The following is an 18,185-nucleotide window of genomic DNA, read 5'->3' as shown; positions in this document are numbered from 1 at the left end:
TGGCGCAACCGATATCGTGCAAACGTTTTTGCTAACAGGGTTGTAACCCGGCGGGGTTGCGGCGGTGAGGGGAGGGGAGCAGAATCCGCGCCCATCTTCAGCCTCACTGGATGGAATCCCCCATGATTGCCCTGCTTGGTATCCTGAGCATCCTGGCCCTGGCCGCACTCTGCTCTGATAATCGTCGTCGTATCCCGTTGCGAACAGTGGGCTTTGCTCTCTGCCTGCAAGTGCTCTTCGCCGCCCTGGTGCTCTGGCTGCCCGCCGGTCAACAGGTCTTGAACGGTGTCAGCGAGAGCGTCAGCAGCGTCATCGGCTACGGCCAGGAGGGGATTGCCTTCCTGTTCGGGGATCTGGCCAAGTTCAAACTCGGTTTCATCTTCGCCTTCAACGTGCTGCCGGTGATCATCTTCTTCTCCGCGCTGATCGCCATCCTCTATCACATCGGCCTGATGCCCAAAGTGATCGCCCTGCTCGGCGGCGGCCTGCAGAAATTGCTGGGCACCGGCCGCGCCGAGAGCCTCTCTGCCACCGCCAACATCTTCGTCGGCATGGTGGAAGCGCCGCTGGTGGTCAAACCCTATCTCTCCAGGATGTCCGATTCCCAGTTCTTTGCGGTGATGAGCTGCGGGCTGGCCTCGGTAGCTGGCGGCACCCTGGTGGGCTACGCCAGCATCGGGGTCGAGCTGAAATACCTGATTGCGGCGGCCTTCATGTCCGCCCCTGCCGGGCTTGCCATGGCCAAGATCCTGGTGCCGCCCGCCGCGCAAGAGGAAGATCACCACGAAGACGTGGAGATCCCCCGCGCCACCAACGTCATTGAAGCGGCCGCCGATGGTGCCATGGCGGGTCTCAACATCGCCGTCGCCGTGGGGGCGACCCTGCTGGCCTTCGTCGGCGTGATCGCCCTGCTCAACGGCCTGCTGGGCTGGGCCGGCGACCTGGTGGGGCTGGATCTGAGCTTCCAGATCATCCTGGGCTGGCTGTTCGCCCCCGTCTCCTGGCTGATCGGTGTGCCCTGGGATCAGGCCCAGGCGGCTGGTGCCCTGATCGGCACCAAGATCGTCATCAACGAGTTCGTCGCCTTCATTGCCTTGGTGCAGGATCAGACCCTGAACGAGTCGAGCAAGGCCATCGTCACCTTCGCCCTGTGCGGTTTCGCCAACATCTCTTCCATGGCGATCCTCATCGGCGGCCTGGGGGCCATGGTGCCGGAGCGCAAGTCCTTCATCGCCCGCTACGGCATGCGCGCCATCCTGGCGGGGGTGCTGGCAAACCTGATGAGCGCCTCCCTGGCAGGCTTGTTCCTCGCCCTCTGATAGACCCTGGAAGTCAGCACCTTCCGGTCATTGCCCGCTTCGGCGGGCTTTTTTGCACCCGCTTGCAGGCAAAAAAAAGCGCCTCTGGGGAGGCGCGGGGAAAAGACAGATTGGAAGCGTCACATGGGTGCCACCTGAATGAGGGATGAGCCGTCCCATCCAAGTGTGAAGCCATGATGCCTGATGCTCTCTGAAGCGCTTCTGAGGCGATTCTTCATACTGTGTTCATTTTCAAAATGCTGCTGAAATGTGATTTTTAAATGTTTGATGCTGAAATAAAATAAATAATCAGCGATTTATTTTGTTATGCGGCTCAAAGGAAAGATGAATCGGGGCGGTGGGCATGCTCCTGCCATGGGGCGGATCCGGCGGAATATTATCCCGGTGCCGGCTCAGCGCATCACGTAACCATGCTGCAAGATGGCAAGCAACCAGCATGTTATTGGGGTGTTGCCCGTCATGAGCAGTGCAACGCGGTATGCTGTTGGGACCAGCAACTCGCATGTGATGGAGATGCCGCTCGTCAGAGGATCCGCGCGAGTGGCCTGTGGTCTGTGGTGCCTGCACCCGCAACCCGCATTTGACAGGGAGGCGCGCCCTTTCATGGGGTCAGCGCGAAGTGGTCTGCGGTCTCCTGCTCCAGTGCCAGCAACCAGCGCTTGATGGGGATGCCTCCCCCGTAGCCGGTCAGTTCACCGCTGCGCCCTATGACCCTGTGGCAGGGCACTATGATGCTGAGGGGATTGCGGCCGTTGGCGGCGCCCACCGCCCGCACCGCCCTGGGGTTGCCGATGGCCTCTGCAATCTGGAGGTAGCTGACGGTCTCGCCGTAGGGGATGTCGCACAGCGCCTGCCACACGGCCTGCTGGAATGGTGTGCCCGTGGCGGCTAGGGGGAGATCGAAGCGCCGCAGGCGGCCGGCAAAGTAGGCGGCAAACTGCTCGACGAAGGGGGCCAGGGCGGCATCATCCCGCTGCCACTCCGGTTGCGGCAGGACGGGGCGCTCCCCTTGCATGAATTCCACGTGGCGCAGCCCGGCCCCATCGATGGCGATGAGCAGGGGCCCCTTGGCGCACTCACAAAAGCTGTACTGCATTCTCTTGTCCTCGGGCATGTGGCAGGTCACTCCAGCACGGGCTTGCCGCGGGTGGATTTGATCTCTCCCTTGCGTTTCTTGGCATCGACCCGCTTGCGTTGGGAGCTGCGGGTCGGCTTGGTGGCGTGGCGGGCCTTGGGGCGCCACGCGGCTTTTTTCAGCAGCTCGGTCAGGCGGCTCATGGCCTCCTTGCGATTCATGTCCTGGCTGCGATGGGTCTCGACCCTGATCTGGATGAAGCCGTCGTGAACCCGGCTGTCGCTGAGCCGCTCCAGTCCCTCCTTGTAGAGCGGCGGCAGGCTGGGGGAGTCGCGATAATCGAAGCGCAGCCAGACGGCGGAGTCGGTCTTGTTGACGTGCTGGCCGCCATTGCCCTGGGCCCGCATGGTCTGGAATTGCAGTTCATGCCAGGGGATGATCACGCTGTTGGAGATGACTAACATGGGGTGATGCTCTCATTTGGTGCATCAAGGGAGTCTGGTGCAGCTTGGTGCCTCATTATGGGGCGAGATGCGCTTCCTTGGTGATCCTGAGCCTTTCCGGCTCAGAGTGTCATATCTATCTATATGAAAATAAACGATAAAAATACTTGGCACAAGAATTGATGACCCATTCGTGACATACCATGGATTGGGAGCAACCAGATGAAGCTGATTACTGCGATTATCAAACCTTTCAAGTTGGACGACGTGCGCGAGGCCATCGCCAACCTGGGGGTGGAAGGCCTGACCGTCTCCGAAGTGAAGGGTTTTGGTCGCCAGAAGGGGCACACCGAATTATACCGGGGGGCCGAGTACCAGGTCGACTTTCTGCCGAAGGTGAAGCTGGAGATCGCTACCGCAGACGAGAACGTCGAAGGGGTGATCGAGGCCATCTGCAAGGCGGCCTATACCGGCAAGATCGGTGACGGCAAGATTTTCGTCTATGACCTGCTGCAAGCGGTGCGTATTCGTACTGGTGAGAGCGACGACGAGGCGCTCTGAGTACGCCCCTTTGCCCGGCCGGGTCGGGCAAAGGTCCGAGCAGGTTCTGCCGACAGTGTGAATGGGTGGTCGTCGAAAGACCGGATGGGATTCCATCCGGTCTTTTTGTTTGGCCGCTGATTAAATAGATCGTTCCAACCCAGCAAACCGCCTTGATCCTCTCCTCCCGATTCATGCAGAATGCAAACGAAAATGGTTATCACTCTTTACGCAGACAAGGAACGGATGATGAAAATGAAGATGTTGGCACTGGCTTTCTCCACGCTTGTCGCCCAGTCGGCGTTCGCCGCCCAGGAGGTAAACGTCTATTCGAACCGTCAGGATGAGCTGATCAAGCCCATCATCCAGCAGTTCGAGAAGGAGACCGGGATCAAGGTCAATGTGGTGTTTGCCAAAGAGGGGCTGAACGAGCGTCTGGAACGGGAAGGCAAGCTCTCTCCGGCCGATCTGATGCTGACCGTGGACATCAGCCGTCTGACCGAGCTGGTGGACAAGGACCTGGTGCAGCCGGTGGACAGCAAGACGCTGCAGGAGAACATCCCCTCCATCTATCGCGATCCGGACAACCGCTGGTTCGCCCTGACCACCCGGGTGCGTGCCATCTACTCCAGCAAGGAGCGTCTTGGCAAGCTCGACACCATCCGCTACGAAGATCTGGTCAAGCCTGAATTCAAAGGAAAAATTTGTACCCGTAGCGGCAAGCACGAGTACAATGTGGCGCTGGTTTCGTCCATGATTGCCCATCACGGCATGGCGGATACCAAGACCTGGCTGGAAGGGGTCAAGGCCAACCTGGCGCGCAAGCCCCAGGGCAACGACCGTGATCAGGTCAAGGCGATCAAGGACGGCATCTGTGATGTCTCCCTGGGCAACAGCTACTACCTGGGTGCCATGTTGAAGGACCCGGCGCAGAAGTCCTGGGCCGACGCGGTGGAAATCAACTTCCCGAACCAGGGTGATCGCGGTGCCCACGTCAACGTGAGCGGCGTGGCCATGACCAAGTATGCCAAGAACAAGGACGCAGCACAGAAGCTGATGGAGTTCCTCTCCGGGGATACCGCCCAGCACATGTATGCTGATGTGAATGCCGAGTACCCGGTCAAGGCGGGGGTCGAGCCTTCTGCCATGGTCAAGTCCTGGGGCACGTTCAAGTCTGACCCCATGCCGGTCAGCGATTATGCCAAGCACCGCAAGGACGCCTTGCAACTGCTGGATGAAGTGAAATTCGACTTGTAATCAGATGGGGCCAACGGCCCCATCAACTTCTGTGGACTCATGAAACATTTTGGATGGATTGCCGGCAGCTGGGTCACCGCCCTGCTGCTGGGTTTGCCGGTACTCGCCCTGGTCTTCTCCGCCTTCTCGGCTGATGGGGAACTGTTTGCCCACCTCGCCGATACCGTACTGCCCGACTATCTGCGAAACACGTCCGGCCTGGTGCTGGGGGTGGTCTGCCTCAGCCTGCTGTTCGGGGTGCCCACCGCCTGGCTGGTGGCCATGTGCGAGGTGCCGGGGCGCCGCGCCCTGCAATGGGCGCTGATGCTGCCCATGGCGATGCCCTCCTATATCGTGGCCTACGTCTATACCGACCTGCTCGACTACTCGGGCCCGCTGCAGGCGGGGCTGCGTGCCCTGTTTGGCTGGCAGGGTCCGGCCGACTACTGGTTCCCGGCCATTCGCTCCCTCGGTGGCGCCGCCTGGGTGCTGGCGCTGGTGCTCTTCCCCTATGTCTATCTGCTGGCACGGGCCTCCTTCCTGGAGCAGTCGGTCAGCCTCATTCACTCCAGCCGTCTGCTCGGCTGCACCCCCTGGCAGAGCTTTCGCCGCCTGAGCCTCCCCCTGGCCCGCCCGGCCATCATGGTGGGGGCATCTCTGGTCGCGATGGAAACGCTGGCGGACTTTGCCACCGTCCACTTCTTTGCCATCAACACCCTGACCACTGCCATCTACGACACCTGGCTCGGCTACGGCAGCCTGGCGACCGCCGCCAAGCTCTCCTGTCTGATGCTGCTGGCGGTGGTGCTGCTCATCGCGCTGGAGCGCCGCTCCCGCCAGCGCCAGCAGGTGTTCCAGAAGTCCATGGGCTTCGAGCAGCCCCTGCGTTACCCCCTCGGTGGCCTGAGGGGCGTGCTGGCCGGGCTCTGGTGCTGGGGCCTGGTGCTGGCGGGGTTCGCCCTGCCGTTCGTCATCCTGCTCGATTACGGGGGGCGTTACTTCGCGCTGTCGTGGACGCCCGAATTCGTGCGCTTTGCGGGCAACAGCCTCGCCATCTCGGCCCTGACCGCCCTGCTGGCCATGGCCATTGCCCTGCTGCTCGGCTTCTTCCGTCGTCTCGATGGGGGGACTCGCAGCCTGCTGCCCCTGCGCTTCGCCGCCATGGGCTATGCCATGCCGGGGACCGTGCTGGCCATCGGCGTGCTGGTGCCGCTCACGGCCCTGGATTTTGGCATCAACGATCTGGCCGAGTGGCTCGGGATGCCGGGCCCCGGTCTGCTCCTGACCGGCACCCTCACCGCCATCGTGTTCGGCTATCTGGTGCGCTTCGTGGCCATCGCCATCGGGTCGGTGGAGAGCAGCATGAGCAAGATCTCCCCCAGCCTCGACATGGCTGCCCGCTCTCTGGGGCAGGGGGCGGGCGGCATGCTGCGTCGCATTCACCTGCCGCTGGTACGCCGCGGCCTCTTTGCCGGCGCCATGCTGGTGTTCATCGAATCCATGAAGGAGCTGCCCGCCGCCCTGCTGCTGCGGCCGTTCAACTTCGAAACCCTGGCGACCCACGTCTATCAGTTCGTCTCGGACGAGATGCTGGAGCGGGGGGCGCTCGGTGCCATCGTCATCGTGCTGGTGGGGCTGATTCCCCTGCTGTGGATCAACCGTACCCTGGATGGTCCAGGCCATTGAGCGGCCCCGTCCGGCATCACTACGCGAGAGGAAAAGAACCTTGTCCTGCCTGAATATCGAGAAGGTCAGCTGTCACTACAATGGCCGCCCCGTGCTGGAGCAGCTCTCCCTGCAGGTGGCCGACAACGAGATCGTCTGTCTGCTGGGGGCCAGCGGCTGTGGCAAGACCACGCTGCTCAAGGCGGTGGCCGGTCTGCTGCCCCTGGCCCAGGGGGAGATCCGGCTGGGAGAGACCCTGCTCGATGCCCCCGGCGTGAGTGTGCCGCCGGAGGCCCGCCATATCGGCATGATCTTCCAGGATTACGCTCTCTTTCCTCACCTGACGGTGGCCGAGAACGTCGGCTTCGGCCTGACGGGGCAGGATCGCGGCAGCCGCCAGCAGCAGGTGCAAGAGGCGCTGGCGCTGGTCAACCTGCAGGGGCTGGGGGAGCGCTATCCCCACCAGCTCTCCGGCGGCCAGCAGCAGCGGGTGGCCATCGCCCGCGCCCTGGTGTGCAAGCCGCGCCTGATGCTGCTGGACGAGCCCTTCTCCAACATCGACACCCAGGTGCGAATGAAACTGATCCTCGAGATCCGCGCGCTGCTCAAACAGCAGGGCATTGGTGCCATCTTCGTCAGCCACAGCAAGGAAGAGGCCTTCGCCTTCGCCGACCGGCTGGCCCTGTTTCGCGCCGGTCGCATCGAGCAGGTGGGGGAGCCGGAGCAGCTCTATCGCCGCCCCGGGAACCGCTTCGTGGCGGAGTTTCTCGGCGGGGTCAATTATCTGGCGGCCGAGGTGGTGGACAGCCACTGCGTGCAGACCCTCCTTGGAACCATCTGCGGTCAGGAGCCCCATGGCCGCGCGGTGGGGGAGCGGTTGCAGCTCATGCTCAGACCCCAGCAGCTGGCGCTGACGGTGGCGGATGACGGTGAGCTCCGGGTGCGTGAGCAACAGTTCCTGGGCCATCACTGCCGGGTACTGGTGGAGTGTGGCGGCCAGCAACTGGAAGCCAGCATCGGTGAGCCCCTGGAAGGGGAGCGCGCGCGGGTGACCGTGGCGCCTCATGCCCTGGTGTTGTTTGACCCCTTGCCCTGAGTGCGTGGTATTGTCGTGAAATCAATGAACTGGAAGCGCGCTGGTTTATAATCGCGCCACGCCCATAGCCAACGCACTTGGAGAGAGACATGAAAGCCCAAGCCGGGATCTGCGCAGAGCCGAATCTGCACGCCCTCTATCTGATGTTCAATCGCACCGGTGACGCCGCTGCCCTGACCTCCCGCCTGGCCAACCTGCCAGCACTCTGGGAGGCGGTGAGCGCCGACTTCCCCGATGCGGCCTTCAGCGGTCTGGTCGCCGTCGGGGCCGACGCCTGGGATGATCTCTATCCTGCCGCCCGGCCGCCCCAGTTCCGCGGTTTCATGGCGCAATCCGCCAACGGTCAGGAGGCCCCCAATACCCCGTTCGATCTCTTCGTACAATTGCGTGCCGATCGGGTGGACGTGCTGCATCATGCCGGTCATCGCGTCATGGCCCTGCTGGCCGGGCTTGTTGAATTGGCCGAGGAAGTCCGCGGTTTTCGCAACCAGGATTGCCGGGATCTGACCGGTTTCGTCGACGGCACCGAGAACCCGCAGGATGAGCACCGCGCCGAGGTGGCATTGCTGGACGGCGGCGAGTTCGCCGGTGGCTCCTACATCCACGTGCAGCGCTGGGTCCACGCCATGAGCGACTGGGAGAAGCTGGCCCTGAAGGAGCAGGAAGACATCATAGGCCGCACCAAGGTCGACAACATCGAATACGAGTCCGCCGACAAGCCGCTCACTTCCCACATCAAGCGGGTCAACCTCAAGACCCCGAAGGGGGAGTCCATGGAGATCCTGCGCCAGAGCATGCCCTGGGGCACCATGAGCGAGCAGGGGCTCTACTTCATCTCCTGCTGCCGCACGCCGCTGCACTTCAACGCCATGCTGGCCAGCATGTACAAAGGGGAAGGCAGCCACTTCGACCACCTGCTGCGCTTCACCCGGGCGGTGACCGGCGCGGCCTTCTTCGCCCCTTCCGTCGATTTTCTGGTGGCCGAGGGCAAATAAATCCGGCCTGCCGACCGCTCAAAACAAAAAATCCCGGCCAAGGCCGGGATTTTTGTGCGGATCGCCCAAGGCGACCGGATCAGGGCGTCTGCTCGAACAGCTCGAGGGCGGAGAGGTAGAGCTCCTCGATGTCGGTATCGCTGGTCGGGGTGATGAAGATGGTGTCATCACCGGCGATGGTGCCGAGGATCCCTTCGGCCTTGCCGAGGGAGTCAAGCAGGCGGGCGATCAGCTGGGCTGCGCCGGGGCTGGTGTGGATCACCACCAGAGCGCCGTTGTGGTCGACATCCAGCACCAGGTTCTTGAGGGGGCTGGAGGTGGTGGGCACGCCCAGTTCCACCGGCAGACAGTAGACCATCTCCATCTTGGCATTGCGGGTGCGAACGGCGCCGAAGCGACTCAGCATGCGCGAGACCTTGGACTGGTTGATGTTCTCGAAGCCCATCTCTTGCAGGGCAGTCACTATCTCTGCCTGGGAGCCGAAACGCTCCTCTTTCAGCAAGGCTTTAAAGGCCTTGGCCAGTTTTTCTTGCTTGTCGTTATGTTTCATCTTGGACTCACGAATGAGGGGAGTGACCGCCTGTCACGCTCAGGCGGCAGATACGAACAGCGCTGCTATTTTGCATTCATATGCCTGTTTTGGCAAGGAAGCGGCGCTTGTTCTGCATATTGATTCAAATATAGCTTGCATCAACTTATGCTGGCGCTAGAATCAGGACGAAATTTTGAAAACTTATTCAATTGGGCTGTATGGGTATCGAATTAATCGGCATCGAAAAATCCTGGCACAAGGTGCCGGTACTGCAGCAGGTGAGCTTTCGGACTGCTCCCGGCGAGACCTTGGTATTGCTGGGCCCGAGCGGGGCAGGCAAGAGCTCTCTGCTGCGCATGATGAACTTGCTGGACACGCCGGATGCCGGTGTGTTGCGCATCGCAGACAGTGAATTTTCTTTCCCGTCCAGCCTCTCTACTGCCGAATTCAACCGTCAGGCACAGGCGCTGCGCCGCAAGGTGGGCATGGTGTTCCAGCAGTACAATCTGTGGCCGCACCTCACCGTGATGGAGAATCTGATTGAAGCGCCCGTCAAGGTGCTCGGCATGAGCCGCGAGGCGGCCATCGAGAAAGGGGCCTATCTGCTGGCCCAGCTGCAACTGGCCGACAAACGGGACGCTTGGCCCGCACGGCTTTCCGGTGGTCAGCAGCAGCGGGTCGCCATTGCCCGGACCCTGATGATGGATCCCCAGGTGCTGCTGTTTGACGAACCGACGGCTGCCCTGGATCCCGAAATTACCAAAGAGGTGGCGGAGATCATCCGCACCCTGAGCCAGACCGGCATCACCCAGGTGGTGGTGACCCACGAGGTGGAGTTCGCCCGCAAGGTGGCCAGTCAGGTGATCTATCTGGAGAAGGGGCGGATCATCGAATCCGGCACCGCCGCCATCTTCCAGTCCCCGCAAACCAGCCGGTTTGCCGAATTCTTGATGCATTGATATTGAGTCGATAAGGAAGCTGTCATGAAAAAGAGTCTGTTGCTGATCGCCGCCATGGGTCTGCTGAGCACTTCTGTGCTGGCCAAAGAGATCAAGTTCGCCACCGAGGCAACCTATGCGCCGTTCGAATACCTGGATGACAAGAACGAGTTCCAGGGGTTTGACATCGATCTGGCCCGCGCGGTCTGCGAGCAGGCCAAGCTGGAGTGCAGCTTCCACAACCAGGCCTTCGACAGCCTGATCCCCAGCCTCAAGTTCCGTCGCTATGACGCCGTCATCGCCGCCATGGACGTGACCCCGGAGCGGGCTGCCCAGGTCGACTTCTCCGACATCTATTACGAGAACTCCGCGGTGTTCGTCGCCAAGAAAGAGACCTTCAAGGGGCCGGACGATCTGGTGGACAAGACAGTCGGCGTGCAGAACGGCACTTCTCACCAGTCCTATCTGGTGGACAACTGGGTGAGCAAGGGTCTGCTGACCGTGCCCTACGCCAGCTACCAGAGCGCCTTCCTGGACATGATGAATGGCCGCACTGACGGCGTGTTTGCCGATACGGCGGTGGCCGCGGACTGGCTCAAGCAGCACAAGGAATACGCCGTGGTCGGTACCCCGGTGACCGACGCCAAGTACTTCGGTACCGGTTTTGGCATCGCTGTGGCCAAGGGCAACCAGGAGCTGCTGACCCAGCTGAACAAGGGGCTGGCCGAGATCAAGGCCAACGGCACCTATCAGAAGATCTATGACAAGTACTTCGCGCAGTAAGCCATGTTGAGCCTGTTGTTGGATGCAGCCTGGATGACCCTCGGGCTGGCCCTGGCATCCCTGGTCGGTGGCATGGTGCTGGCACTGGCATTCAGTGCGGCTGAGTTGAGCAAGCAGCGTGCGTTGGTGTGGCCCGTGGCCACCCTGACCACCTTGATCCGTGGTCTGCCCGAGTTGCTGGTGGTGCTCTTCATCTACTTCGGCTCGACCCAGGTGCTGTTCCTCATCACCGGGGAGTATGTGGAGTTCAGCCCGTTCGCCTGCGGTGTGCTGGCGCTCTCCCTGCTGTTTGCGAGCTACGCCACCCAGACCCTGCGTGCCGCCCTCAATGCGGTGCCCCCTGGGCAGCGGCTGGCGGCGCAGGCGCTCGGCCTGGGCAAGGGGCACACCTTCTTTCGCATCGTGCTGCCCCAGGCCTGGCGTCACGCCCTGCCCGGGCTCGGCAACCAGTGGCTGGTGCTGCTGAAAGACACCGCTCTGGTCTCCCTCATCGGGGTGAACGAGATGATGCGTCAGGCACAGATGGCTTCGGCCAGCACCTATCAACCCTTCACCTGGTACGCCGCTGCCGCCCTCATCTATCTGGCTATTAGTCTGGTGAGTGAATTCGGTTTGAAGCAGGCGTCCCGCTATACCCGCCGTTACGGAGGCTGACCATGCAGGATTACCTGATGACCCTGCTGGGAGGGCTGGCGATCACCTTGCAGCTCACCGCATTCAGCTTGCTGCTGGGCGTGCTGATGGCGGCCGGCATGACCTGGGTGCTGGAGCGCCGCATTCCGGTGGCGACCCAGCTGGTGCAGCTCTGGGTACTGGTCTTTACCGGTACGCCGCTGCTCATCCAGATCTTTCTCATTTACTACGGGCCTGGCCAGTTTGAATGGCTCAAGGCGGGGCCGCTCTGGCCGCTGCTCAAGCAACCCTGGTTCTGCGCCGTGCTGGCGCTCGGTTTCAATACAGCAGCCTACTCCACCCGGTTGTTCAAGGGGGCGCTCGACGCCATCCCCGCCGGTGAAGTGGAGGCCTGCCGTGCGCTCGGCTTCTCGGCCGGACAGACCCTGTGGATGAAGACCCGCCATGCCGCCCGTCGGCTGGTCCCCGCCTATTCCAACGAGGTGATCCTGGTGCTCAAGGGGAGTTCGCTCGCCAGTACCATCACCATCATGGACATCATGGGGCTGGCCCAGCGTCTCAATGCCCAGACCTATGACACCCTGGCGGTGTTCACCGTGGCCGGAGCGCTCTATCTGACCATGAATGGATTGTTAACAATTGGTTTCCGCTGGTGTGAGCGTCGGGCACTGGCTTTCCAGTCCTGAAGCAGTCACATTTACCTCTTAATGGTGAGGGGAGCACAGGAAATCTGTGTCTTTCCTCCCATTTATCGCATATTCCTCTCCGCTTTCATCGCCGCTTGTTCCCTGGCTCACAGAACCCGTGATTACAACTGTTATCAGATTGTTTTTTAGGAGGGGATCCTTTAAGGTGAGGCGCACAATAAGAATCAGCGTTAACCCAACTAGAAACAACCTTAAACCTACGCTTAGACATGGAGTTGATCATGAAAGTTGCCGTTCTGGGTGCCGCCGGTGGCATCGGCCAAGCCCTCGCTCTGCTGTTGAAAAACCGCCTGCCTGCCGGTTCCGAACTGAGCCTGTATGACATTGCCCCGGTCACTCCGGGCGTGGCGGCGGACCTGAGCCACATCCCGACTGACGTGAAAGTAAAAGGTTTCTGCGGTGAAGATCCGAGCCCGGCTCTGGTCGGCGCCGATGTCGTGCTGATCTCTGCCGGCGTGGCGCGCAAGCCTGGTATGGACCGTTCCGACCTGTTCAACATCAACGCCGGTATCGTCAAGAACCTGGTGGAAAAGTGCGCCGCTTCCTGCCCGAAAGCACTGATCGGCATCATCACCAACCCGGTCAACACCACGGTCGCCATCGCCGCCGAAGTGCTGAAGAAAGCCGGTGTCTATGACAAGCGTCGCCTGTTCGGCGTGACCACCCTGGATGTGATCCGTGGCGAGACCTTCGTGGCCGAAGCCAAAGGCCTGAACGTTGACAAGGTACGTGTCAACGTTATCGGCGGTCACAGTGGCGTGACCATTCTGCCGCTGCTCTCCCAGGTTGAAGGCGCCAGCTTCACCGCTGAGGAAGTGGCTGCCATGACCAAGCGCATTCAGAATGCCGGTACCGAAGTGGTGGAAGCCAAGGCCGGTGGCGGTTCCGCCACTCTCTCCATGGGTCAGGCAGCCTGCCGTTTCGGTCTGTCGCTCATCAAGGGTCTGCAAGGGGAAGCCAACGTCATCGAGTGTGCCTATGTGGAAGGCAACGGTGAGCACGCCACCTTCTTCGCGCAGCCGGTGCTGCTCGGCAAGAACGGTGTCGAAACCGTGCTGGACTACGGCAAGCTGAGCGCCTTCGAGCAGGAAGCGATGGACAGCATGCTGGCCACCCTGAAGGCCGACATCCAGCTGGGCGTCGACTTCGTCAAGTAAGTCTCTACGTCGACCGCAAGGGGAGCCCAGGCTCCCCTTTGTCATTTTCGGGGTTGGGTGTGGCGGGCTAATGTGGCGGGCTAAGGAGATGGCCCTGGCTGCCGATAACAGAAGGCAGCAGGAGATCCCTATGATGAAACCAAGAACCCTCATCGCCATTATCGGTGTGTGCAGCTTCCCCTTGCAGGGGGCGGAGTCCACCTCGGCCGCCGCGCCGCCATCCGCGGCGTCTGTACCCTTGTCACCGGCCTCATCATCGGCCCAGCCAGCCCTGACGCCAGCCTCTTCTGTCACCACGCCATCCCTCCCTGTGTCAGCAGCGCCAGCCCAGGCGCCATCCGCATCCATACCTGTACCGTCCGCACCGGCAGCTGCGCCGCTGCCCAGGGCGACGACGCAGGCATCCGCTGCTACGGGAGAGTTGCAGGCCGTGCCGCTCTATCGCCAGGACGAACTGCTCAACTGGATAGAGCAGGGGCGCCATCTGGCCCGGGTGAAGCAGGACAGGTGCCAGCTCACCCAGGATATCGAGGCGCGGGCCTCGGTGATGAAGATCCCTGCCTATCAGTTCCTCTGGGGAGACATGCTGGCGTGGGGGGTTTGCACCAAGCCGGACGCCCAGATCGGAGTGCAGTACATGTGGGAGGCCGCCAACCAGGGGCTGGCGCCGGCGCTGGAACAGCTTGGCCGCTATTACTGGAAGGGGATCCTGGTTCAGAAGGATCTGGTGCGGGCCGAGACCCTGATGCGGGAAGCCGCGAGCCTCGGCTTCTTACGGGCACAGATGGAGTGGGTGGAGATGTTGCTGCAGGGCATGGGGAGTCCGCTGGATTACGAGGAGGCGTATCACTGGCTGCACGGCGCCGTCATCGGTGACAAGGCCATGCACCAGAAGGCGGCGAGCCTGCTCAGCCGGCTCGGCAACCGGATGCCCGCCAATGCCATCGCCCGTGCCAAGGCGATGCACTGAGTCCTGATAGTCCGCTTTGATATGACAAGGCCCACGAAGCTGTGCTTGTGGGCCTTGTGCATTTTCCCGGTCAGGGGAGGGATCAGAGGCCCTGATGGGGGCCGAAGACCTCGTAGTGCATCCGCTCGGCAGGCACGCCCACATTCTCCAACTGAGCTTTGACTGCCTTCATGAACGGGACAGGGCCGCAGAAATAGTAGTGGGCGTCGGCCGGAATGAGGTCGGTGACCTGCTCCAGTGCCAGAGTGCCGCTGAAGTCGTAATCCTCTCCTTTGACATCCTGCTCCCCCGGCTCCCGATACCAGATCCGGCTCTCCAGTTTCCCGTGTTGCCTGCTCTTTGCCCGGATCTCGTCCCTGAACGCGTGGTGGGCGCCATGTTCGCAGGCGTGAAGCCAGCGAATATCCATATCCGGGCCATCGGCCAGCAAGTGGTTGAGCATGCTCAGCATGGGGGTGAGGCCGACCCCGGCGGAGATCAGCACCACAGGCGTGTCTGTCACCTCTTGCAGGAAGAAGTCGCCGGCCGGCGGCATGATGTCGACCGTGTCACCGATGTGAAGATGATCATGCAACAGGTTGGAGGCCTGCCCCCTGGGTTCGCGCTTGACGCTGATGCGGTAGTCGCGGCCATTGGGGGCGTCCGAGAGGGAGTACTGGCGGATCTCCTGATGCTCGAGGGCGGGATGAACCAGCTTGATACTGAGATATTGCCCCGGTTTGAAACGCAACACGGGGTTGCCATCGAGGGGAGCCAGGACGAAAGAGGTGATGAGTTCACTCTCCTGACGCTTCTCCTTGATGATGAAAGGGCGGGTTCCCTGCCAACCACCGTCCTGGCTTGCCTTCTCCCGATAGAGCTCGCTCTCCCGGCCGATAAAGATGTCGGCCAGCACACCGTAAGCCTTGCCCCAGGCGGTAAGTACCTCCTCCGTGACAGCGTTGCCACCCATTTCTTTGAGCGTGGCCAAGAGATGACTACCCACAATGTGATATTGTTCCGGCTGGATCAGGAAACCCGTGTGTTTGTGGGCGATGCGTTCAACGGCTCCGGCCAGGGCCCCCAGATTGTCAATGTTCCTGGCATAGGCCGCCACCGCACTGAACAGTGCCAAGGGCTGTCCCCCGCTACGCTGGTGAGCCAGGTTGAAGAGATCCTTCAACTCGGGATTGTGGCTGAACATGCGCTGATAAAAGTGCCGTGTGAGGTCAGGGCCCGCCGATTCGAGCAAAGGAATGGTGCTCTTGATGACGGCGATGGTGGCTTGGTCTAACATAGGAGGTCCTTTCTAATTGAACATCTGGAATGTCACTTATTAAGTTGCATCCTAAATGTTTAATTGATCTGGATCAATCATCAATTCTTCGCGCTAGGCGCTACAGGCACTATGAGACTAACGAGCTATACCGATTTTGGATTGAGAGCCCTGCTCTATCTGGCTACCCTGCCGGAGGGGGAACTGTCGAGCGTGGCCAAGGTATCCGCCTTGTACGACGTATCCCGCAACCACATGGTGAAGGTGGTGAACCAGTTGGTAAAACTGGGCTATCTGCAGTCACAACGCGGCAAGAATGGTGGCATCCGCATGGCGCGCTCCCCCGACGAAATCAATATCGGGCAAGTGATCCGGGCGTTGGAAGGCAATCTGGACGGGATCGACTGCAGCTCCCCGGTCTGCCATATCGTCTCCGTCTGTCTGCTCAAGAGTGCCTTGAAGGAGGCGATGAACGCCTTCCTCGCGGTGATGGATGGTTATACGCTGCAGGATTTGCTGGCAAACCGTGACGAGTTGCAGCAGGTGTTCGGTGAGCTCATCCCCACTCTGGTGCTGGAGCCGGATGACGAGAGCGAGTGAAACAAAAAGGCTGCCATTGGCAGCCTTTTTTCAATCCTCGTACCCTGAATCGTCCCGGTACAGGTGCGGCATGATCCTCGCCATCTTCACCATGTTGTTCTCCACTTCGAGAATCTCGATAGGGTAGCCCGCCAGCCTGACACTGATGTTGGGTTGGGGGATCTCCTCAAGGTACTCCAGGATGGCGCCATTGAGGGTCCGTGGGCCGTCCATGGGCAGGTGCCAGTCCATCTCCTTGTTCAGCTCGCGGATGCTGGCGGAGCCTTCGACCAGGAAGGAGCCGTCCGGCTGGGGATGGATCTCGTCACTCGGGGTCGGTGTCATGGAGGTGGTGAAGTCACCGACAATCTCTTCCAGGATGTCGTCCAGGGTGATCAGCCCCTGAATATCGCCATATTCGTCGACGATAAGGCCAATTCGCTCCTTGTTGCGCTGGAACTTGGCCAACTGCACGTTGAGGGGGGTCCCCTGGGGGATGAAATAGATGGGGTCGACTTCCCGCAGCAGGCTGGACTTGCTGAACTGATCCCGGGCGACCAGTCTCAGGGCATCCCGTGAGTGCAGGAAGCCGACGACGTCATCGATGTTGTCGCGATAGAGCAGGATCTTGGTGTGGGCGCAGTGGGCCAGCTGGCGCAGTATGATCTTCCAGTCGTCATTGATGTCGATGGCGGAGATCTCGCTGCGCGGGACCATGATGTTCTCCACCGTCATCTTGTCGAGATCCAGGATGCTTATCAGCATCTCCTGGTGGTGCTTGGGAATGAGATTGCCCGCCTCGTTGACGATGGTGCGCAGCTCTTCGGAATTGAGGGAGTCATCCTTGTTGTGCTCTAGACGCAAGAGTTTCAGCAGCAGGTTCGTGATGCTGTTGATGAGCCAGACAAGGGGAGCGAACGGCACCATCAGCCCCTTGAGGATCCAGGAGGCAGGGTAGGCTATCCGCTCGGGGAACATGGCCGCCAGTGTCTTGGGGGTGACTTCCCCGAATACCAGCACCACCAGGGTCAGCCCGAAGGTGGCAATGGCGACGCCGAGATCCCCGAACAGCCGGATGCAGACGATGGTCGCGATGGCGGAGGCCAGGATGTTGACCAGATTGTTGCCGATGAGAATGAGGCCAAGCAGGCGGTCCGGCCTGGCCAGCAGCTTCTCGACCCGGCGGGCAGCCTTGTGCTTGGTCTGGGCCAGATGCCGCAGCTTGTAGCGGTTGAGCGACATCAGACCGGTTTCGGAACTGGAGAAGAAGGCTGACAAAAGGATCAAGATAACGAGAACAATCAGCAATGTACTCGTTGAGATACTGTCCAAGAAGGGCTCCTGTAAGGATGGTTGGGGAATGTGCGTGTGTCAGCTAAGCAGCACTTCCTTGACGAAGCGGCTGCCAAAATAGGCCAGTGTCAGGATGAAGCTGCCGATGAGGCTAAGCATGATGACCTTGCGGCCGCGCCAGCCACGGGTATGGTGACCCCAGAGCAGCAGAGCGTAGACGCACCAGGCCAGGATAGAGAGGATGGCCTTGTGGGACTTGCCCTGGGCAAACATGTCTTCCAGGAAGAACAGGCCGGATGCGATGGAGAGGGTCAGCAGCAGCAGACCTGCGGAAATGAGCTGAAACAGGCGCTTCTCCACCGTCATCAGGGGTGGCATGGCTGGCAGGTGGCTGATCTTTCTGGATTTTAGTTGCCTGTCCAGGCAGGCAAGCTGGAGGGCAAACAAGCAGGCGATCATCAGTACCGAATAGGCCATCAGCGCGAGGCCTATGTGCAGCAGTAACTGGGGGTGCGCTTCCAGATGGGTGATGTAGCGCCCGGGAATGAGCGCGCTGGCTGCCAGCAGCAGGGCTGAAAAACTGTAGACGACGGGCAGCAGGATCCAGCCGTTGAAGCGTCGGGTGACGCAGGTCATGAAGCAACTGATGATAAGGCTGACCAGGGACGCCACGTTCAACATGCTGAGATTCTGGCCGGAATGGGTGGCCAGCACTTCGCTGCCCACCGCCATGCCATGGGCGGTCAGGGCCAGGCCGACACAGGCGAACAGCGATACTTGCCCGACGGGCTTGGCGCTGAGCAGCAGGTGCAGTGAAGCGATGATGGCCAGCAGGTAAAACGCCAGGGCCAGAACAGAGATCACGATCATAACCAGGTCGTTGTCAAACAAGCTTTATGGATAAGAGGGGCAGTATACCTTGCACAAGATATGCTCGCCAGTTGTGCCAGAGGCTAACTGCCCACATAT

At 60.9% G+C, this 18,185-nt stretch carries 19 protein-coding genes; 13 read left to right on the top strand and 6 right to left on the bottom strand.

The window, feature by feature from the left end; translation table 11 throughout:
- Positions 1-122 precede the first annotated feature (122 nt).
- Positions 123-1,319, top strand: coding sequence for a NupC/NupG family nucleoside CNT transporter (locus OKC41_RS13020; protein WP_039039970.1), 1,197 nt, complete (start codon positions 123-125; stop codon positions 1,317-1,319).
- A gap of 601 nt (positions 1,320-1,920) precedes the next feature.
- Here OKC41_RS13020 and OKC41_RS13015 read toward each other — a convergent pair.
- On the bottom strand, positions 1,921-2,415 hold the full coding sequence (locus tag OKC41_RS13015; protein WP_041215824.1) for a methylated-DNA--[protein]-cysteine S-methyltransferase: 495 nt from the start codon (positions 2,413-2,415) through the stop codon (positions 1,921-1,923).
- 26 nt (positions 2,416-2,441) lie between these two features.
- Positions 2,442-2,858, bottom strand: coding sequence for an alternative ribosome rescue aminoacyl-tRNA hydrolase ArfB (gene arfB / locus OKC41_RS13010; protein WP_010673067.1), 417 nt, complete (start codon positions 2,856-2,858; stop codon positions 2,442-2,444).
- Positions 2,859-3,059: 201 nt separating this feature from the next.
- Between arfB and glnK the strand changes: the two genes are divergently transcribed.
- The 5 genes from glnK to OKC41_RS12985 all read left to right on the top strand — a co-directional run bounded on the left by glnK (position 3,060) and on the right by OKC41_RS12985 (position 8,369).
- A complete protein-coding gene (glnK, locus tag OKC41_RS13005; protein ID WP_005332325.1) occupies positions 3,060-3,398 on the top strand; it encodes a P-II family nitrogen regulator in 339 nt (112 codons plus the stop codon).
- 228 nt (positions 3,399-3,626) lie between these two features.
- The gene (locus OKC41_RS13000; protein ID WP_039039971.1) at positions 3,627-4,634 is read left to right on the top strand and encodes a Fe(3+) ABC transporter substrate-binding protein; all 1,008 of its coding nucleotides are present in this window, start codon (positions 3,627-3,629) and stop codon (positions 4,632-4,634) included.
- Between the two features lie 39 nt (positions 4,635-4,673).
- Positions 4,674-6,299, top strand: a complete 1,626-nt coding sequence (locus OKC41_RS12995; protein WP_201895048.1) for an iron ABC transporter permease — start codon at positions 4,674-4,676, stop codon at positions 6,297-6,299.
- Positions 6,300-6,339: 40 nt separating this feature from the next.
- The gene (locus OKC41_RS12990; protein ID WP_270672069.1) at positions 6,340-7,374 is read left to right on the top strand and encodes an ABC transporter ATP-binding protein; all 1,035 of its coding nucleotides are present in this window, start codon (positions 6,340-6,342) and stop codon (positions 7,372-7,374) included.
- Positions 7,375-7,463: 89 nt separating this feature from the next.
- A complete protein-coding gene (locus OKC41_RS12985; protein WP_270672068.1) occupies positions 7,464-8,369 on the top strand; it encodes a Dyp-type peroxidase in 906 nt (301 codons plus the stop codon).
- A 79-nt stretch (positions 8,370-8,448) separates the two neighbouring features.
- Here OKC41_RS12985 and argR read toward each other — a convergent pair whose 3' ends face one another.
- Positions 8,449-8,919, bottom strand: coding sequence for a transcriptional regulator ArgR (gene argR / locus OKC41_RS12980; protein ID WP_005308670.1), 471 nt, complete (start codon positions 8,917-8,919; stop codon positions 8,449-8,451).
- A 200-nt stretch (positions 8,920-9,119) separates the two neighbouring features.
- On the opposite strand from argR, the gene OKC41_RS12975 reads away from it, so the two are divergent.
- The 6 genes from OKC41_RS12975 to OKC41_RS12950 all read left to right on the top strand — a co-directional run bounded on the left by OKC41_RS12975 (position 9,120) and on the right by OKC41_RS12950 (position 14,089).
- Positions 9,120-9,860, top strand: coding sequence for an ATP-binding cassette domain-containing protein (locus tag OKC41_RS12975; protein WP_041214472.1), 741 nt, complete (start codon positions 9,120-9,122; stop codon positions 9,858-9,860).
- A gap of 24 nt (positions 9,861-9,884) precedes the next feature.
- Positions 9,885-10,622: an arginine ABC transporter substrate-binding protein gene (locus OKC41_RS12970; protein ID WP_010673073.1), complete on the top strand. Its 738-nt coding sequence runs from the start codon at positions 9,885-9,887 to the stop codon at positions 10,620-10,622.
- Positions 10,623-10,625: 3 nt separating this feature from the next.
- A complete protein-coding gene (gene artQ / locus OKC41_RS12965) occupies positions 10,626-11,276 on the top strand; it encodes an arginine ABC transporter permease ArtQ (protein ID WP_042014905.1) in 651 nt (216 codons plus the stop codon).
- 2 nt (positions 11,277-11,278) lie between these two features.
- Positions 11,279-11,941, top strand: coding sequence for an arginine ABC transporter permease ArtM (gene artM, locus OKC41_RS12960; protein ID WP_010673075.1), 663 nt, complete (start codon positions 11,279-11,281; stop codon positions 11,939-11,941).
- A gap of 242 nt (positions 11,942-12,183) precedes the next feature.
- Positions 12,184-13,119 (top strand): malate dehydrogenase, encoded by a 936-nt coding sequence (gene mdh, locus OKC41_RS12955; RefSeq protein ID WP_010673076.1) that lies wholly within the window; start codon positions 12,184-12,186, stop codon positions 13,117-13,119.
- 379 nt (positions 13,120-13,498) lie between these two features.
- Positions 13,499-14,089 (top strand): tetratricopeptide repeat protein, encoded by a 591-nt coding sequence (locus OKC41_RS12950; protein WP_201895073.1) that lies wholly within the window; start codon positions 13,499-13,501, stop codon positions 14,087-14,089.
- Between the two features lie 82 nt (positions 14,090-14,171).
- Here OKC41_RS12950 and hmpA read toward each other — a convergent pair whose 3' ends face one another.
- Positions 14,172-15,365, bottom strand: coding sequence for an NO-inducible flavohemoprotein (gene hmpA / locus OKC41_RS12945; protein ID WP_201895045.1), 1,194 nt, complete (start codon positions 15,363-15,365; stop codon positions 14,172-14,174).
- 111 nt (positions 15,366-15,476) lie between these two features.
- Here hmpA and OKC41_RS12940 point away from each other — a divergent pair, with 111 nt between their 5' ends.
- A complete protein-coding gene (locus OKC41_RS12940; RefSeq protein ID WP_039039978.1) occupies positions 15,477-15,944 on the top strand; it encodes an Rrf2 family transcriptional regulator in 468 nt (155 codons plus the stop codon).
- A 30-nt stretch (positions 15,945-15,974) separates the two neighbouring features.
- Here the strand turns inward: OKC41_RS12940 and OKC41_RS12935 are convergent, their stop codons facing one another.
- Entirely contained in the window at positions 15,975-17,255 is a 1,281-nt protein-coding gene (locus OKC41_RS12935; RefSeq protein WP_010673081.1) for an HlyC/CorC family transporter, read from the bottom strand.
- Between the two features lie 39 nt (positions 17,256-17,294).
- Complete coding sequence (locus OKC41_RS12930) at positions 17,295-18,086, bottom strand: inner membrane protein YpjD (protein ID WP_039040017.1); 792 nt, start codon at positions 18,084-18,086, stop codon at positions 17,295-17,297.
- Positions 18,087-18,185: the final 99 nt, after the last annotated feature.

Source organism: Aeromonas sp. QDB17 (genome assembly GCF_027705305.1).
Lineage (GTDB): Bacteria > Pseudomonadota > Gammaproteobacteria > Enterobacterales > Aeromonadaceae > Aeromonas > Aeromonas caviae.
This window is presented reverse-complemented; position numbering and strand designations above follow the sequence as displayed.

Coding starts and splice junctions, on each gene's coding strand:
- arfB (WP_010673067.1), bottom strand. CDS start 2,858: ATGTTAGTCATCTCCAACAGCGTGATCATCCCCTGGCATGAACTGCAA.
- artM (WP_010673075.1), top strand. CDS start 11,279: ATGCAGGATTACCTGATGACCCTGCTGGGAGGGCTGGCGATCACCTTG.
- OKC41_RS13000 (WP_039039971.1), top strand. CDS start 3,627: ATGAAAATGAAGATGTTGGCACTGGCTTTCTCCACGCTTGTCGCCCAG.
- OKC41_RS12930 (WP_039040017.1), bottom strand. CDS start 18,086: ATGATCGTGATCTCTGTTCTGGCCCTGGCGTTTTACCTGCTGGCCATC.
- OKC41_RS13020 (WP_039039970.1), top strand. CDS start 123: ATGATTGCCCTGCTTGGTATCCTGAGCATCCTGGCCCTGGCCGCACTC.
- OKC41_RS13015 (WP_041215824.1), bottom strand. CDS start 2,415: ATGCAGTACAGCTTTTGTGAGTGCGCCAAGGGGCCCCTGCTCATCGCC.
- glnK (WP_005332325.1), top strand. CDS start 3,060: ATGAAGCTGATTACTGCGATTATCAAACCTTTCAAGTTGGACGACGTG.
- OKC41_RS12975 (WP_041214472.1), top strand. CDS start 9,120: ATGGGTATCGAATTAATCGGCATCGAAAAATCCTGGCACAAGGTGCCG.
- artQ (WP_042014905.1), top strand. CDS start 10,626: ATGTTGAGCCTGTTGTTGGATGCAGCCTGGATGACCCTCGGGCTGGCC.
- hmpA (WP_201895045.1), bottom strand. CDS start 15,365: ATGTTAGACCAAGCCACCATCGCCGTCATCAAGAGCACCATTCCTTTG.
- mdh (WP_010673076.1), top strand. CDS start 12,184: ATGAAAGTTGCCGTTCTGGGTGCCGCCGGTGGCATCGGCCAAGCCCTC.
- OKC41_RS12995 (WP_201895048.1), top strand. CDS start 4,674: ATGAAACATTTTGGATGGATTGCCGGCAGCTGGGTCACCGCCCTGCTG.
- argR (WP_005308670.1), bottom strand. CDS start 8,919: ATGAAACATAACGACAAGCAAGAAAAACTGGCCAAGGCCTTTAAAGCC.
- OKC41_RS12985 (WP_270672068.1), top strand. CDS start 7,464: ATGAAAGCCCAAGCCGGGATCTGCGCAGAGCCGAATCTGCACGCCCTC.
- OKC41_RS12970 (WP_010673073.1), top strand. CDS start 9,885: ATGAAAAAGAGTCTGTTGCTGATCGCCGCCATGGGTCTGCTGAGCACT.
- OKC41_RS12940 (WP_039039978.1), top strand. CDS start 15,477: ATGAGACTAACGAGCTATACCGATTTTGGATTGAGAGCCCTGCTCTAT.